The organism is Streptomyces luomodiensis, from assembly GCF_031679605.1.
In the GTDB taxonomy this organism is placed as follows: domain Bacteria; phylum Actinomycetota; class Actinomycetes; order Streptomycetales; family Streptomycetaceae; genus Streptomyces; species Streptomyces luomodiensis.
Genome location: NZ_CP117522.1, coordinates 8,567,788 through 8,583,678, shown reverse-complemented (window position 1 = coordinate 8,583,678; position 15,891 = coordinate 8,567,788). Strand labels below are relative to the sequence as shown.

The window sequence follows — 15,891 nt, the reverse complement described above, 5'->3', positions numbered from 1 at the left end:
CTTCCTTCGTTCTGGGCGGTGGGTCAGGGGATGGGGAACTCGAGGATGATGCGACCCCGTACGCCGCCGGCGTCCAGGAGCCGATGCGCTTCGGTGGCATCCGCGGCGGGCAATACCGGCCCGACCCGCATGGTCAGGACACCCTCGTTGACGAGGTCTCTCAGACGGGTGATCGCGGCATGGTCGGTCGCGCGTTGCCGCACGTTCAGCCCGTGCACGCGGATTCCCCGGCCGGGTTCCCCGTGGTAGGGCCGGAACGTGGCCAACTGTCCACCGTCGCGGATCACGTCGACGATGTCGTCGCCGAGCAAGGCGGCGTCTGCGACCGCGTCCACCCCGCCCGGGATGAGGGCGAGGGCGTCTGCGGCGGCGTGCGGCCCTCGGTGCACGACCTCGTTGGCGCCGAACGTGCGGACGAGGTCGTCGTCACCGGGACCGGCGATCGTGATGACCCGTAGGCCCGCGTGGTGGGCGAGCTGGGTGAGGTAGCCGCCGACCGAGCCGGCCGCCCCGGTGACCAGCAGCGTCGCACCCGCGGGGAGCTTCAGGGCGTCGAGCGCGTTGAGCGCGGTCAGCGAGTTGTTGATGAAGCTCGCCGCCTCCGGTGCGGATGCCCCCTCGGGGATGCGGGTGACCGACGCGGCGGGCAGCACGACGTAGTCACTGTACCCGCCGTGCGTGCCGAGGTTGTCCACGAACCCGACGACCTTCTCCCCGACCTCGACCGCCAGAGCCGGGTCGATGTCGTCGCCAACCTCATCGACGGCGCCGGCGACCTCCATCCCGGGCACGAACGGCGGGGTGCGCCCGGCGTTCATGTCGGCCAGCAGACCGGTGCGGAGCATCGCGTCGACCGGAGCGACTGCGGCGGCGCGTACTCGGATGCGTACCTGCCCGGGGCCGGGATGCGGGTCCGGCAGCTCGACCGGGTGAAGTACCTCGGGGCCACCGTAGGTTTCGACGGCGATCACTTTCATCGTGTGTACCTCACTGGTCTCAACGCTTTGGACAGGTTGGCCCGCTTCTCGCCCGTGCGTGGGGGTGAGAAGCGGCAGATTCACATGGTCAGGGTGCAAAGGCATGGCTGTGTCCGAGCCCGGTGGTCACCCCCGGGGCCGGCTCACTGCCGGTGCGGCCGCAGGCCAAGTACGGACTGGTCGCGGGTGGGTGCCGTCGAAGCAGTGGCCCATCCCCCGCGACTCGCTTCGTGGAATTGCTACGTGTCGACCGCCGAGTTCCGGGAATCGGCACGATCGACGGATGCTGGGCAAGCAGCCAGGCGAGCGCGACCTGTCCCGGTGTGGCGTTCGCACCAGGGCAAGGGCCTGTCCGACGAGCTCCTCGTTGGCGTAGGGGCCGTACACCTCTGCGGCGTCGAAAAAGGTGACTCCGCGGTCGACGGCGCTGCGAAGCACGGCGATCATGTCTGAGCGGTCACCTGGGTTGGGGCCGTAACCGTGGGACATGCCCATGGCGCCGAGGCCGATGGCAGAGACTCGCAGGTCGCGCCCCAGTATGCGCTGGCGCATTCTGTCCTCCTTGATGGGCCCGTTGCAGTGGCGAGGTGCAGCTGTAGGGCGGCCGCCAGAGCGTCGGACGTCGTTCTCGGCGACGCGATACCCGGTCAGGCGGCCGCTTTGCCGCCTTGCTCGCCGGGCTACCAGGCGTACGCCTCGGGAGCCTCACCGCCGAGGCCCGGCCAGATCTCGTCGAGCGTACGGAGGGTCTCCGGTGACAGGGACAGGTGCGGGGCTCGCAACGAGTCGGTCAGCTGCTCGGGAGTGCGCGGCCCGACGATGGTGGTGGCGACCGCCGGGTTGTGCAACAGCCACGCGAGGGCGATGTCTGCGGGTCGCTCGCCGAGGTCCGCGCACAGGGCTTCATACCGTTCGAGCTGCGGCCGGTACTGCTCAACGGTGGCCAGGAAGTCGGGAGACGAGCGCCGGCCGCTGTCGGCCTTCTGCAGGGCGCCGCCGAGCAGGCCGCCACCCAGGGGGCTCCACGGGATCAGGCCCAGGCCGTAGTGGCGCAAGGCGGGGATCAGTTCGAGCTCGATGGTGCGGGCGTTGAGGTTGTACAGGCTCTGCTCGGAGACGAGACCGAGGAAGTGCCGCTTGCTCGCTTCCTGCTGGGCAGTGGCGATGTGCCAGCCGGCGAAGTTGCTGCTGCCGACGTAGGTGACCTTGCCCTCGCGGACGAGTTGCTCCATGGCCTGCCAGATCTCGTCCCACGGAGTCGAACGGTCGACGTGGTGCATCTGGTACAGGTCGATGTGATCGGTCTGCAGTCGCCGGAGGCTGGCCTCGGCGGCCCTGCGGATCTTGTAGGCCGACAGGTACTTGTCGTTGGGGCCGGTGCCCATGGGCTGGTAGAGCTTGGTGGCCAGCACGATCTGGTCGCGTCGGCCGCCGCCCTGGGCCAGCCAGCGGCCGATGATCTCCTCGGAAAGGCCGTAGCCCTGTGCCATGTCGGGTGACTGCGGGCCGCCGTACACGTCGGCGGTGTCGATGACGTTGATGCCTTCCTCGACGGCCCGGTCGAGGATGGCGAAGCTGGTGGGCTCGTCGGTGACCCAGCCGAAGTTCATGGTCCCCAGGCCGAGCCTGCTGACCTTCAAGCCGGTCCGGCCGAGGTGGTTGTAGGTCATCGTCATGGGTGGTTCTTCCAATCCGGTAGGGGCAGTACGCCCGGTATCGGTACACAGCGCAGCGGTCTACGACAGCCTCAAAGGGCCGGGTCGTGCCGTGCCGGGGCACCTGCAAGAACGGTCCTCGCCCGTGCGGGACGCCGAGCATGTGCGGCCGGCGGGCGCGGACGGGCACATCCGTCGAGGTCTGCCCGATCTCCGTCAGGATCTACCCCGATCAGGCGTCAGCCGGCCGGCCACGGTCGGCTCCCACGGCGTGCTGTGCAACCGCTGGCTTCAGGGCATGAGGAGTGCCTTGATGGCGCGCCGTTCGTCCATGGCCTGGTAGGCATCGGCGACCTGTTCGAGCGGCAGGGTGAGGTCGAAGACCTTGCCCGGGTTGATGCGGCCGGAGAGCACGCGGTCGATCAGGTCGGGCAGGAATGCGCGGACGGGGGCGGGGCCGCCGCGCAGGCCGACGTGGGAGTAGAACAGTTCCTGGCCGTCGAGCGCCACGCCGTGAGGGACGCCGACGAAGCCGACGTGGCCGCCGGGCCGCGTCGAGGGCAGCGCCTGCCGCATGGACTCCTGCGTCCCCACGCACTCCAGGACCCGGTCGGCGCCGATCCCGCCGGTCATCTCCTTGATGCGGGCGATGCCCTCCTCGCCGCGCTCGGCGACGATGTCGGTGGCGCCGAACTCCCGGGCCAGCTTCTGCCGGGGCTCGTGCCGGGACATGGCGATGATCCGCTCCGCGCCCAGTTCTCTGGCGGCGATGACCGCGCACAGCCCGACCGCGCCGTCGCCGACCACCGCGACCGTGTCGCCGGGCCGCACCTCGGCGGCGACGGCCGCGTACCAGCCGGTGCCCATCACGTCGGAGCAGGCCAGCAGGCTGGGAATGTGCTCCTCGGCGGGCTGCTCTGGAGTGGCGACCAGGGTGCCGTCCGCGAGCGGGATGCGGATCTTCTCGGCCTGACAGCCTTCCGCACCTACGAACTCGCGGTGCAAGCAGTTGGTCTGATAGCCGTTGCGGCAGTTCGCGCAGGTGTTGTCGGAGGCGAAGAACGAGCCGATGACGAACTGACCCGGCTTGACGGCCGTCACCTCGCTGCCGACTTCCTCAACGATGCCGACGTACTCGTGGCCGAACGGTGTGGGCTGCTCGACCGGGTTGATGCCGCGGTAGTCCCACAGGTCCGAGCCACACACACAGGTCGCGGCGGTACGAATGAGCGCATCGGTCGCGTTGATGATCTTGGGGTCGGCACGCTCCTCGAAGCGCACGTCCCCGGGAGCGTAGAGAACGGCTCCGCGCATGATGATCGTCCTTACAGGTTGTCCGGGTTCGGATCAGCGGCGGGTGCTGGTGCGTGGGCCGCCGTACTCGTCATCGCCAACGTGTTCGAGCCAGTCGACCTCGTCGGTCTCCCACAGCGCGATGTGCGTCATGAAGTGGTCCGGGGCGGCGCCGTGCCAGTGCTCCTCGCCCGGCGGGGTCCAGATCACGTCGCCCGGGTGGGCTTCGAGGATCGTGCCGCCGCGGGACTGGATCAGGGCGATACCTGCGACGATGTAAAGCGTCTGACCCAGGCCGTGGCTGTGCCAGGCGGTCCGGGCGCCGGGGGCGAAGCGCACCGCGTTCGCGCGGGCCTGGGAGGGCGCCTCACCGCGGTGGATCACATCGGCCCACGCGTCGCCGGTGAACCACTCGGTCGGCAGCTTCATCGTCGGCTGCTTGGTCAACAGTTTCATGATCAGAGCTCGTGACAGGGGCAGGCCGCGGGTCAGCCGGCGTCCCGCTCGTCGGCGATCTTCTTGAGCTGGTTGATCGCGGTCATGGCGTTGGGCCAGCCCGCATAGAAGGCCAGGTGGGTGATCGCCTCGGACAGCTCCTCCACGCTCAGCCCGTTCTCCAGGGCCACGCCCAGGTGGTACGGCAGCTGCTCGCTGCGGTACAGCGCGGCGAGCACGCTCACGGTGACCAGGCTGCGGTCCCGCGGGGAGAGCCCGGGCCGCTCCCAGACGTCACCGAAGAGGACCTCGTTGGTGACCTCGACGAGCTTGGGCGCGATCTGGGCCAGCTCCTGGGGTGCAGACTGCTTCGGCATGCGGTGACTCCTTGTTACATAAAGCGAGCAAATCGCCCCAGATTCAGCCTGGGGCAGGGGCGGCCGTCCGGCCGGGGCCAGAGCCCGCATCCCGGTGGATCCCAGGGGCCGGACCTCTGCCGATATCGAGGAAACCGCAGGTCAAGGAGGCGGGGAAGGGTCTGCCGTTACAGGTACTGACAGGGCCCCCTTCATGTGCGCCATCCGGCTTAGCCTGGAATACGTGAGTACCGAGAGCGACATCCGCGAGTTCCTGGCCTCTCGCCGCGCCAAGATCACCCCGCAGCAGGCCGGTCTGCCCACCTATGGCGGCAACCGGCGCGTACCGGGCCTCCGCCGCGAAGAAGTCGCCCTGCTCGCCGGCGTCAGCAGCGACTACTACGTCCGCCTGGAACGCGGCCGTCTGGCCGGGGCCTCGGAAGAAGTCCTCGACGCCGTCGCAAACGCCCTTCAGCTGGACGACGCCGAACGCGCCCACCTCCACGACCTGGCCCGCGCCGCCGCCAAGCGCCCCGCTCGCCGTGGCAAGCGCGCCCGCGGCCCGCTCCCGGACAGCGTCCTGCGTGTCCTGGACTCCATGACCGACTCCCCGGCCTTCATCCGCAACGGCCGCCTGGACATCCTGGCGACCAACCGCCTCGGCCGGGCCCTGTACTCCCCGCTGTTCCCCGACCGCACCACCCGGACGGTCAATGTCGCCCGCTTCCAGTTCCTGAGCCCGGGCGGCCGCGACTTCTTCCCCCACTGGGAGGAGTCCGTGAACACCACCGTCTCCCTGCTGCGCACCGAGGCCGGCCGTGCGCCCCACGACAGCGACCTGACCGGACTCCTCGGCGAGCTCGTCACCCGCAGCGAGGAATTCCGCGCCGCCTGGGCCAAACACAACGTGCGCCTGCACCACACCGGCCGGAAAGCCTTCCGCCACCCAGAGGTCGGAGAAATCACCCTCGATTTCGACGCCATGGAACTACCCGCGCAACCCGGCCTCGTCCTCACCGCCTACAGCGCCCCTCCCCACACTCCCGACCACGACGCTCTCCAGCTTCTCGCCGCCTGGGCCGCCACCGAAGACGCATCGACGGCCACAGACCGCGCCAGCAGCCGCTGAACAGCGGCCGCCCGACCCCGATCACCGTCGCCGCCCGAGGAGACACACAATGCACACGCGTACGCTCGGCCAGGGCCTGCAGGTCTCGGCCGTGGGCCTGGGTTGTATGGGCATGTCCCAGAGCTACGGCCCCAACCCCGGCGACCGGCAGGACATGGTCGGGGTGATCCGCGCCGCCGTCGACCGGGGAATCACCTTCTTCGACACCGCGGAGGTCTATGGCCCCTATGCCAACGAAGAACTGGTCGGCGAGGCGCTCGCTCCGGTGCGCTCTCAGGCCGTCGTCGCCACGAAGTTCGGCTGGCGCATCGAGGACGGCAAGCCGGCCGGGCTCGACAGCCGGCCCGAGCAGATCAAGCGGGTGGCCGACGCCTCCCTGCGCCGCCTGCGCACCGACACGATCGACCTCTTTTACCAGCACCGTGTCGATCCCGACGTCCCGATCGAGGACGTCGCGGGCACGGTCGGTGAGCTGGTCCAGGCCGGCAAAGTTCGGCACTTCGGCCTGTCGGAGGCGGCGGCGACAACGATCCGCAGGGCTCACGCCGTCCATCCCGTGACCGCGGTACAGAGCGAGTATTCCCTGTGGACCCGCGACCCCGAGCCCGAGGTCCTGCCCACGCTCGCTGAGCTCGGCATCGGCTTTGTACCGTTCAGCCCGCTCGGCAAGGGCTTCCTCACCGGCACCGTCGACACCACGACCACGTTCGCCGAAGACGACATCCGCTCCACGATTCCCCGGTTCAACCAGGACAACCGCGCCGCCAACCAAGCACTGGTCGACCATGTCGCCGCTCTCGCCCGAGCCAAGAACGTCTCCCCGGGCCAGATCGCCCTGGCTTGGCTGCTCGCCCAGCACCCTTGGATCACTCCGATTCCCGGCACCCGCCGCATCGAGCGTGTGGAGGAGAACGCCGGAGCGACCCAGGTCGCTCTGTCCGCCGACGAGGTAGCGGACCTCGACGCCACGGCAGCGCGTATCGGCGTGCACGGCGACCGCTACAACGACATGCACATGCGCCTCGTCGGCAAGTAGGACGGCCACGGTGCGGACCGAGGCGGCGATAGGGCCGACTGTGGATGGCCGTCACCGTCAGCGCGGGGCGCCCCCCGAACGCCGCGCGGGCGCCCTGGGTGACATCTGACCGCTCACCGTGCGTCACGCCGTCCGCAGCCGACGCTGTAGGTCTCCTCCGAGACCTCTTCCTGCCAGGTCGTCCCGCCCACGGTGATCGCAGTGTGGAACATGAAGCGTTCGCCAGTGGCGCCATGCCAGTGGCGGACGCCGGGCGGCGTCCACACGCGGTCGCCGGCACCGACCGCGATGGTCTCGTCCGCAGTGCAGACGAGGCCGCTACCAGCGAGCACGAACAACAGCTGGCCGCCGTCGTGCTCGTGCCAGTAGGTCCGTGCGCACGGCGAGAAGAACACGTTACCGATCGACACGCCGTCACCCAGGGGCACGAGCGGGTCGCGCCATGCCTCACCCGTGAATGTCTCCTCTGCGCGCATCGACGGGTTCCCGGTCGTAGCCCTCAGGACAGTAAGTCTGTTGCCCATGTCACCCTTTCACGATCCCGACAGGTCAGAAGTCCGGCATGTGCCGGACAGCGCAGAGCCCGTGCGCGACACGCAGCAGATCGGGGTCACGCCAGCCGGTAGACATCGCGTGCGCTCTCCGCGAACAACCGGCGCCTCTCGTCTTCCGAGGCCCCCTCGGTGAGCAGGTGGTAGCAGTTCCACAGCAGGCCATAGGAGACGCCCATCTTGTCCACCGGGAAGTTGCTCTCGAACAGGCACCGGTCGGCGCCGAACTCCTCGATGCAGGCCTCCACCCAGGGGCGCCAGATAAGCGCAAGCTCCTGTGATGACGGTGGCCGGGTCGCGGTCAGATAGTCGAAGGCCGCGCCACGAGCCACCAGCCCGCCGATCTTGCACCAGACGTTCGGGCGTGCCGCGACCTCCCGCAGGCCCGCCCGCCAGAGCATGAAGTTGCCCGCTCGATCGTCCGCGTAGGGCCCGTAGCCGAGCGGTCCTCCACAGTGGTCGAGCACGATGCGCAGATCCGGCACCGCTTCGGCCAGCGTCGCGACGTCACCGAGCTGGTGATGGAACAGCCACACGTCCAGACTCAGGTCCAGCGCGGCCAATCGGCGCGCACCGGCGTGGACGGTCTCCTCGCGGAGCATCCCCGGCCTCCGGCCGGTCTGGGTGTTCTGGATGTCCGGGCTTTCATCCCAGCCGGTGCCGAAGCGGATGCCGCGGAACCGCCCCTCCCCCGCCTCGACGTGGGCCTCGAGGACGGGGGCGACCGCATCACCGAGGTCGAGGTCGGCGAACCCGACGATGCCCGCAGCGATCCTTGGATCGCCGGCCGCGATCAGCGCGACCACATGCTCGGTCTCCCCCACCGGGCGGAACTCTGCGGGCCCGTCGGCGCGGTAGTGCGAGGCGCACTCCACGTAGACGGTGCCCGCCACCGCCGGGACCTGGTCGAGGTCGGCGAGCAGCTCGGGCAGGTCGTAGTCGTAGCCAGGCAGGTTCCACAGATGGTGGTGGGCGTCGACGACAGGGATGTCGAGCTCGGAGGGCTCGGGCGGGGTCAGGCGCAACCAGTCCGGGTCGGGCGGGAAGATCGTCCCGAACTCGTCCGGCCTGCCGGAGCTGGTCCGGCGCAGGAAACGGGCGTCCAACAGATCACACCGCCCCGACGACGGCATCCGTCGTCCTCGCGGGTGGCAGGGTCGCTGCCCACTTCACGAACTCGCCCAGGCCCGTGCGCAGGTCCGTGGTCAGCACCGGACCCAGCACCGACCGCATGAGATCCGGGCTGGTGAGCTGGAAGCGGCTGAGTTCGGGCTGCCAGTCGATGGACTCCGGGTCACCGCCGCCGAGCTCGACCAGGGTGCCGAAGGCCTCCGTGGAGCTGACCGGCTCGCCGACGACGTTGACCGCCAGGTTCGCCCGGTCGTCGGGCAGGTTCACCGCAGCGATCATGGCCCGGGCAGCGTCGTCGACGTAGACCAGATCGTGCAAGGCATCGGGCGCCCAGCGGACCACCGGCCGCTCCCCCCGCCGGACCGCGGCCAGCACGTCGAGCATGATGCCCGCCAGCGAGTTGTCCCGGTTGGACTGGGGACCGTACAGCGTTGCGAGCCGAGTGGAGACGTAAGTGGGGCCGCCCGCCGCCGCGAACGCGTTGAGGTATGCCTCCGCCGCGATCTTGCTGGCGCCGTACATCCCCAGGTCCGCACTCGGCGGCAGGTCGTCCTCGCGCCATCGGAAAGCCCGGGGCGTCTTGAACGAGCCGTAGACGCTGTGCGAGGACCCGAAGACGATCCGCCGGACATCGTGTTCCGCTGCGAGCCGCATGAGGTCGTAGGACACCCCGACGTTGACCTGGAACGACTCCTGCGGGCGGGACTGGGTCGCCTTGGGGCGCAGCGCCGCGAGATGCACCACGGCATCGGCGCCCTGCACGGCCGACTCCAGCGCGGCCGTGTCGCGGAGGTCCATCCGCTCGCTCGTGACCCCGGGAAGGTCCGCGAGCGCCGCCGCCCGGTCCGTGGTCCCCGCGTCGACGGCGCGCACCGGACGCCCGCTCGCGGCGAGCTGCTCGACGATGCGCGCGCCCAGGAACCCCGCCGCACCGGTGACCAGCACTGGCTTGTCACCATGAACGGTCGACTGGGTCATTTCGTCACTCCTGTCTGGTGGCACTCAGAGGCCACGCTCTCAGGACAGCTGTGTGCTGTCATGCGTCGGTTGCCGCTCACGCGCTGGTCAGCGATTCGAGGCGGGCCGTCAGCCGCAAGCGGACGTACTCAGTTGTCGCGGCGTCGACCAGGACGGAGGATCGCCCCTCCTCGATGGCAAGAATGGTGGCGGCCGCGACGTCCGAGGCCTTCACGAAGTCCAGGATCTTCTTCGCAGGCGGCAACGCATCGGCATGGTCTGCCGGAGTGGTCGCCGTGGCCTGCAGCGGGGTGGCAACCGGACCGGGTGCCACCATGCTGACCCCGACGGGAATGTCGAGGTGCGCGAATTCCTCGGCCAGTACCTCGCAGATCGCGAGGTCAGCGTGCTTGGTGGAGGCGTACGCCGCGTTGCCGCCGCCGGAGCGGGTGACGAACGCCAGGTAGGAGCCCGTCACCGCTACGTGTCCGGCGCGCCGCTCCACCATCTGCGGGACGAAGGCGCGAATCGCGTTGGTCACGCCGAGCACGTTCACCCGAAGCACCCGCTCCATCTCAGCGGGATCCTGCCGCCACAGCGGAGTCCGGTGGCCGGCAACCCCGGCGTTCGCGCACAGTACGTCCACCCGGCCGAGATCCGCGAGGATGTCGGCCGCCGCAGCTTCCACAGCCATCCAGTCAGCCACGTCGCACGGGTAAACCCTCACGCGACGGCCCGCTGCCTCAACCCGGTCGACCAAGTCCCTCAGCGCGGCCTCGTCGACGTCCAGGACTGCCACCTCGACCCCGCGGGCCAGGAGCTCGTCGACGATTGCGGCACCGATCCCGGACGCGCCACCGGTGACGACCGCGACCCGGCTCTCGTCCAGTTTCAGTCCAGTCATGTCCGTTCCCTCAGTTCGAGCTCTGTTCCGGGGCCTGCGCTCCGACGGCCCCGCTATCAGGTCGGCGATCACACTCCGGACCGTCGCCCCGTCGACCGCTGACCTCGTGGTCGGCGTCGAGCTTCCGGGTCCGGGTCTCGGACAACAGCAGGAGACAGGCCACGCTGAACGCTCCCACCCCCGCGAGGAACCAGGCCAGGGACATGATGCCGAGCGACGCGACCATCGAGGCGATGATGAGCGGCGGTACACCGCCGCCCAGCACAGCACCCACGTTGTAGCTGAGGGCTGCGGCCGTGTAGCGGTAGTGGGTGCGGTACAGCTCGGCGAAGAAGGAACCCAGCGGGCCGTTGGCCGCACCGCTGATCGCCAGGAAGCCGATCGCAGAGACGGCGAACGCGACGAGCGAGCCGGTCCCAGCGAGCGGGAACGCCACGAACGACCACACGGCGCCGAGCCCGGTCGCCAGCATCAGCATCCGGCGGCGCCCGTAAGTGTCGGACAGGCGCCCGAAGGCCAGGCACGCCGCCGCATATGCGAGGCCGCCCGCCATGACCACGGCCAGAACGGCGTTACGGCTGTGTCCCAGGTCCGCCGTGCCGTAACTGATGAAGTACGTCGAACCGACGAAATACAGTACGAAGATCACAAGCACGGAGCCGGCGCTGAGGAGCACCTGACGCGGCTGTGCGCGCAGCGCCTCACCCAGCGGCGCTCGGGTGGTCTCGCCAGACTTCAGGTGCTGCTTGAAGATGGGCGTCTCGGCCGTTCGCAGTCGGATGTAGAGGCCGACCACCACCAGCACGGCGCTGAACAGGAACGGGATCCGCCAGCCATAGCTCATGAACGACTCGTCGTTGGTGAACAGGCCGACCAGGATGTAGGCGGAGTTACCGAGGGCGAGCGCCAACCCCGACCCTGTGGGCGGGAAGCTGCTCCAGAAGCCACGCCGGTTCCCCGGGGCGTACTCCGCAGCGTAGAGAACAGCGCCTGCCCACTCCCCGCCCGCCGCGAGGCCTTGCAGCAGGCGGAGCACGACGATGATGATCGGCGCCGCCACCCCGATCTGCGAAGCGGTCGGCATCAGGCCGACGATCAAGGTCGCAAGCCCCATCGTCAGCAGCGTGATGACCAGTGTCCGTTTGCGACCCAGCCGGTCACCCATGTGCCCGAAGACGACAGATCCCACCGGCCTCGCCACGAACGCCACACCGAGCGTCGCGAAGGAGGCCACGGCACCGGCAGAGTCACCGAGCGCGGGGAAGAAGAGGTGCGGGAACACCAGCGCTGCTGCAGTGGCATATATGAAGAAGTCGTAGAACTCGATCATGTTGCCGATCAAGCTCACCGACGCTACTTTGCGCATCACCTTCGACGAGACCTCAGGAGCGGTATCGGGTACCTGTCCGGTCGTCGTCAATTGCTCGTGCATTGTCATTTCTCTCCACAACGTTGTGAATCGCTCCCGTGCACGGGCGATGAGATGCGGTGCCCCGGAGCCGTCAGGACCTCGCGACAGTCGAGCTCAAACGGGGAGGACTGACGGTTCGGTCGGCACGGTCGCCAGGGACAGGTCCCCGTCGACCACGATGTTCTGTCCGTTGGCCACGACACTGGCCTCCGGATCGGCGGCGCCCCAACTGCGGTCGGCTACGGCGCCGCCGCCGGGCACTCGGCGGCCGGCTGGGCCACCGCGCACGTGTCCAGGTCTGCCGCGAGTGTGGGTTGCACCGCGCGTGGCCGGCAGGCGCGCAGGGGCCGGGCGGCCGATGCCGGCACCCGCGCCGACCACGATGGCCGTCCCCTTCTCGGTCGCGTTGCCCGCCACCACTCCTTCTTCTCCGCTCGGACCGGCGTCAGGCCCGAGGGTTGAACGGGTCCGCGATCTTGCCGCCGGTATTGATCCATGCGGTCTTGACCTCGGTGTACTCGTCCACCGCGTGCAGTCCGTTCTCCCGGCCCATCCCCGACTCGCCGAAGCCTCCGAAGGGGCCGACGTGGTTCACCTGGCGATAGTTGTTGATCCAGACCGTCCCGGCCCGCAGCTTGCGGATCATTCGGTGCGCGCGACCGACGTCGTTCGTCCAGACGCCGGCGGCCAGGCCGTACGGGGTGTCGTTGGCGATGCGCACCGCGTCGTCCTCGTCGGTGAAGCGGATGAGGGACGCGACGGGGCCGAAAACTTCCTCACGGGCGATCCGCATGTCGTTGGTGACGTCGGTGAACACCGTCGGCTCCACGAACAAGCCATTGGCCAGCGCCGGGTCCTTGGGCACCTTGCCACCCGTGGCGAGCGTCGCGCCCTCGGCCTTGGCGATGTCGATGTAGCGAAGCACTTTCTCGTGCTGGGCCTTGCTCGCGACCGTGCCCATCTCGCTCGCGGGATCCTGCGGGTCGCCGAGCTTGATTTGAGCCGCCCGCTCGACAACGGCCTTGGTGAACCCGTCGTAGATCTCCTCGTGCACCAGCACCCGGGAGCCCGCCTGACATGTCTGCCCGGTGGCGGCGAAAATGCCCGCCATGACACCACTGACCGCGTTGGTCAGGTCGGCATCGGGGAAAACGATGTTGGGTGACTTGCCCCCCAGCTCCAACGAGACGCGGGCCATCCGGGACGCGGCGATCGCGGCGATCTGCTTGCCGACCGCGGTCGAGCCGGTGAACGAGATCTTCTTGACGCCCGGGTGCGCGACGAGAGCCGCGCCCACGTCCCCGGCCCCAGTCACCACGTTCACGACGCCTTTCGGGAAACCCGCCTCCTCGATCAGCTTCGCCAGGATGAGCGTGGAGACCGGAGTGACCTCGGAGGGCTTGACGACGATCGTGCAACCCGCCGCCAGCGCGGGCGCCAGCTTCATGATCAGCAGAGTGAGCGGGCTGTTCCACGGCGTGATCGCCGCGACGACACCCACTGGCTCACGCACGGTGAATCCCGCCATGTTCGGAATGCTGCTCGCCAGGGTGTCGCCCAGTGGCATCTCGGCGACGCCCGCGAAGAAGTTGCAGTTGTCGGCGAGGGCACGCGCCTGCCCGCCGACCTCGCGGATCAGCTTGCCGTTCTCCCGCACGAGCGTGGTAGCCAGCGGCTCCGCCTGCTGGGTGATCAGCTCGGCCAGCTTACGCAGCAGGGCGCCGCGCTGCTTCGGTGTGGACGACGCCCAGGGCCCTTCGGTGAACGCCCGCTCCGCGGCCTTCACCGCCACGTCGACGTCCGCGTCGGTCGCCCGGGGCACGCGTGCCCACGACTCACCGGTGAACGGGTTGATGCACTCGAACGTCTCCCCATCCGAGCTCGCGCGCCACTCACCGTTGATGAGCATCGAATACGACTCGATCGACATGGTTCCGAGTCCTCCTTGTCCGGCGCCGCCTGGCGCCGTCGTCACGACTGTCGTGTCACTGCTTCTCGTACCTCTCGGCCATCAACTCGCGCCGGGCTGCGTCCGAGCCGAAGGCTCGACGGCCTCCGCCGTCAGCTCCTGGACCAAGGTGGCGATCGGCACGTGGCCGAGCGCGGCGACCATGTGGTTGGCCGGAGTCATGCCCTTGCACATCAGCGCGAGGGGGAGGCCTTGCGGCTGGTGGGTGTCCCCGCTCAGCAGGGTGAGGAACGTGTGCTCGGTGGGGCAGTTCCGCCGGCTCGAGCGGTTGGCCACCGACGAGCACGTCCCACTCGAGCCCGGCCGTCTGGCCGAGGCGCACTGCCTCGCGAAGAAGCGGTCGTTGACCACCCCTCAGGTTGCGGCCGACGCCGACCGGACCCGCGCGCAAGCGGGCTATACGGTCGCCTTCAACAACGGCTCGATCTTCGCGTACGTCCCGGGGGGACGAACCCGCCACCAGGGCCGCCGCGCCATCACGGGCCTTGCGCAGCCCTCCCGCGATAGGGGCATCACCGAACTCCGCGCCCTTCGGCCTCAGTACCTGAGTAATCCAGGCATCGGCGTCCGGGGGTTCGTCGTCGTGTCGCTCACCACGGCGCCGGGACGCCGCGGATCGACCAGGCCACCCGGGCCGACCAGCAAGTCGACGACGAACACCGCGTCTGCTTCGACCAGCGCGTCCGCAGCAGCCGGATCGTGATCAGTGACCCGCAGGTCGCGCTCACCCACCATGCGACTCCCGATCGCGGATCGCGTGACTCCGACACCGACACCGATGAACCCGACCGGTCCCATACGGGCACGCCCCTCTGCGTCTGTGCGACAGGTACGTCCGATGGGGGCGACCTGTTAGTCTGACAATTAAGAGAGTGGCAACCAGCGGGATACCTTGTCAAGGGTGGTCACCGCACTCTCGCTCATGCGAACACCACCTCGGCTGTTGCGTGGCGAGCCGTCCGGTGGGTGGCGATGCCGAGTTCCGCTCCGTCCGCGGTGGGCGCACCGTCGGCAAGGATGTGCTCACCCGCGAAGACCGGTCGATGCAATCGGTATGACAGGGAGCCCACTCTCCGGTGCGGGGACTCACGTCGTACCAGTTCCAGCATCAGCAGGGCGAGCAGTGGGCCGTGAACGACGAGGCCCGGGTAGCCCTCCACGTCGCGGCAGTAGGGCACGTCGTAATGGATCCGGTGCGCGTTGGCGGTCAGGGCGCTGACACGGAAGAGCAGGCGTTCGTCCGGCTGGATTCGTATCCGCCAGGGGCCCACTGCCTCAGGAAGTGTGGTGTGGTCGATGTCTGGATGGTGCCCGGCGACCGCGCTGCGGCCTGAGCGGTAGACAATGTCCTGCTCCTCGACGAGGCAGGTCCGGCCGCGCTGGCGGAACTCGCGACGCTCGGTGACGAAAAGCAGCTCACCGCTGCGCCCGCTCTTCGGCGTCACGGCACCGAGGCTGACAACGCGTTCGGCCGGTTCACCCAGGCGCAGTGGCTCACGGATGCGGCATCGTCCGCCCGCAAACATCCGCTGACGGTCGGGGACAGGCGGCAGGAACCGGGACTCACGGGGATGACCGTCGTGGCCGAGTTCGGCTTGTGCGGGCCACGCCAGGAAATACAGCCAGTGCCACAGCGGGGGCAGCGGATCCCCAGGCTTGACGGCCGCATCGGGCAGGTCCAGGACGGCTGAGAGGGCTGCGGCCGGGCCAGGCCGCAGGGTGTCCTCATCGCTGACCGGTGCCGGCTGCCATGACTCAACGTAAGAGCCGAGGGGGTGTGACATGGACGCGGGTTCCATGGCGGGTGCTTCCCTTCCGAGCCAGGTGGTGGGTACCGGATGCGGGTCTGGGGCGTCGGTCGGCGCGTAAGCCACCGGCCCAGACCGGCTCATGTTGACCTTGACTCTACTGTAAGACAATGGAACGCTTGTCAATTACCTAGAGTCCTGACCGATCCGTGCCTTCGTGAGGAGCCCCTGTCGCACACACCTGGGCGAACCCCACGGGCACTCGGCAGGTCGGCTGGCAGTCGAACAAAGGCAGCGCAGGCATGGGCAGAGACTCAACACGGGCCGCTTCGGAGACGC

18 protein-coding genes are annotated in these 15,891 nt (G+C 68.9%); 2 read left to right on the top strand and 16 right to left on the bottom strand.

Annotation, left to right across the window (positions count from 1 at the left end):
* Nucleotides 1–23: 23 nt before the first annotated feature.
* The 6 genes from PS467_RS36150 to PS467_RS36125 all read right to left on the bottom strand — a co-directional run bounded on the left by PS467_RS36150 (nucleotide 24) and on the right by PS467_RS36125 (nucleotide 4,737).
* Nucleotides 24–977 (bottom strand): NADP-dependent oxidoreductase, encoded by a 954-nt coding sequence (locus PS467_RS36150; RefSeq protein WP_311038768.1) that lies wholly within the window; start codon nucleotides 975–977, stop codon nucleotides 24–26.
* Between the two features lie 126 nt (nucleotides 978–1,103).
* Nucleotides 1,104–1,529, bottom strand: coding sequence for an aldo/keto reductase (locus PS467_RS36145; RefSeq protein WP_311038767.1), 426 nt, complete (start codon nucleotides 1,527–1,529; stop codon nucleotides 1,104–1,106).
* Nucleotides 1,530–1,657: 128 nt separating this feature from the next.
* A complete protein-coding gene (locus tag PS467_RS36140) occupies nucleotides 1,658–2,647 on the bottom strand; it encodes an aldo/keto reductase (RefSeq protein ID WP_311040066.1) in 990 nt (329 codons plus the stop codon).
* 276 nt (nucleotides 2,648–2,923) lie between these two features.
* Nucleotides 2,924–3,946: a zinc-dependent alcohol dehydrogenase family protein gene (locus tag PS467_RS36135; RefSeq protein WP_311038766.1), complete on the bottom strand. Its 1,023-nt coding sequence runs from the start codon at nucleotides 3,944–3,946 to the stop codon at nucleotides 2,924–2,926.
* A 33-nt stretch (nucleotides 3,947–3,979) separates the two neighbouring features.
* A complete protein-coding gene (locus PS467_RS36130) occupies nucleotides 3,980–4,381 on the bottom strand; it encodes a (R)-mandelonitrile lyase (protein WP_311038765.1) in 402 nt (133 codons plus the stop codon).
* 32 nt (nucleotides 4,382–4,413) lie between these two features.
* Complete coding sequence (locus PS467_RS36125) at nucleotides 4,414–4,737, bottom strand: carboxymuconolactone decarboxylase family protein (protein WP_311038764.1); 324 nt, start codon at nucleotides 4,735–4,737, stop codon at nucleotides 4,414–4,416.
* Between the two features lie 214 nt (nucleotides 4,738–4,951).
* On the opposite strand from PS467_RS36125, the gene PS467_RS36120 reads away from it, so the two are divergent.
* Both PS467_RS36120 and PS467_RS36115 read left to right on the top strand, forming a co-directional pair.
* Nucleotides 4,952–5,845, top strand: a complete 894-nt coding sequence (locus PS467_RS36120; RefSeq protein ID WP_432280778.1) for a helix-turn-helix transcriptional regulator — start codon at nucleotides 4,952–4,954, stop codon at nucleotides 5,843–5,845.
* A 49-nt stretch (nucleotides 5,846–5,894) separates the two neighbouring features.
* Nucleotides 5,895–6,881: an aldo/keto reductase gene (locus PS467_RS36115; protein ID WP_311038762.1), complete on the top strand. Its 987-nt coding sequence runs from the start codon at nucleotides 5,895–5,897 to the stop codon at nucleotides 6,879–6,881.
* Nucleotides 6,882–6,994: 113 nt separating this feature from the next.
* Here PS467_RS36115 and PS467_RS36110 read toward each other — a convergent pair whose 3' ends face one another.
* The 10 genes from PS467_RS36110 to PS467_RS36065 all read right to left on the bottom strand — a co-directional run bounded on the left by PS467_RS36110 (nucleotide 6,995) and on the right by PS467_RS36065 (nucleotide 15,603).
* Nucleotides 6,995–7,357, bottom strand: coding sequence for a cupin domain-containing protein (locus PS467_RS36110; RefSeq protein ID WP_311038761.1), 363 nt, complete (start codon nucleotides 7,355–7,357; stop codon nucleotides 6,995–6,997).
* A gap of 134 nt (nucleotides 7,358–7,491) precedes the next feature.
* Nucleotides 7,492–8,538 carry an amidohydrolase family protein gene (locus PS467_RS36105; RefSeq protein WP_311038760.1) on the bottom strand — a complete coding sequence of 349 codons (1,047 nt, stop codon included), beginning with the start codon at nucleotides 8,536–8,538 and terminating at the stop codon, nucleotides 7,492–7,494.
* Nucleotides 8,539–8,542: 4 nt separating this feature from the next.
* On the bottom strand, nucleotides 8,543–9,541 hold the full coding sequence (locus tag PS467_RS36100; protein WP_311038759.1) for an NAD-dependent epimerase/dehydratase family protein: 999 nt from the start codon (nucleotides 9,539–9,541) through the stop codon (nucleotides 8,543–8,545).
* Nucleotides 9,542–9,617: 76 nt separating this feature from the next.
* The gene (locus PS467_RS36095; protein ID WP_311038758.1) at nucleotides 9,618–10,424 is read right to left on the bottom strand and encodes an SDR family NAD(P)-dependent oxidoreductase; all 807 of its coding nucleotides are present in this window, start codon (nucleotides 10,422–10,424) and stop codon (nucleotides 9,618–9,620) included.
* A 10-nt stretch (nucleotides 10,425–10,434) separates the two neighbouring features.
* Entirely contained in the window at nucleotides 10,435–11,856 is a 1,422-nt protein-coding gene (locus PS467_RS36090; RefSeq protein ID WP_311038757.1) for an MFS transporter, read from the bottom strand.
* A 93-nt stretch (nucleotides 11,857–11,949) separates the two neighbouring features.
* The gene (locus PS467_RS36085) at nucleotides 11,950–12,123 is read right to left on the bottom strand and encodes a hypothetical protein (protein WP_311038756.1); all 174 of its coding nucleotides are present in this window, start codon (nucleotides 12,121–12,123) and stop codon (nucleotides 11,950–11,952) included.
* 157 nt (nucleotides 12,124–12,280) lie between these two features.
* Nucleotides 12,281–13,765: an aldehyde dehydrogenase gene (locus tag PS467_RS36080; RefSeq protein WP_311038755.1), complete on the bottom strand. Its 1,485-nt coding sequence runs from the start codon at nucleotides 13,763–13,765 to the stop codon at nucleotides 12,281–12,283.
* 81 nt (nucleotides 13,766–13,846) lie between these two features.
* Complete coding sequence (locus PS467_RS36075) at nucleotides 13,847–14,080, bottom strand: hypothetical protein (protein ID WP_311038754.1); 234 nt, start codon at nucleotides 14,078–14,080, stop codon at nucleotides 13,847–13,849.
* A gap of 261 nt (nucleotides 14,081–14,341) precedes the next feature.
* Entirely contained in the window at nucleotides 14,342–14,539 is a 198-nt protein-coding gene (locus tag PS467_RS36070) for a hypothetical protein (RefSeq protein WP_311038753.1), read from the bottom strand.
* Nucleotides 14,540–14,724: 185 nt separating this feature from the next.
* A complete protein-coding gene (locus PS467_RS36065; RefSeq protein WP_311038752.1) occupies nucleotides 14,725–15,603 on the bottom strand; it encodes an HTD2 family dehydratase in 879 nt (292 codons plus the stop codon).
* Nucleotides 15,604–15,891: the final 288 nt, after the last annotated feature.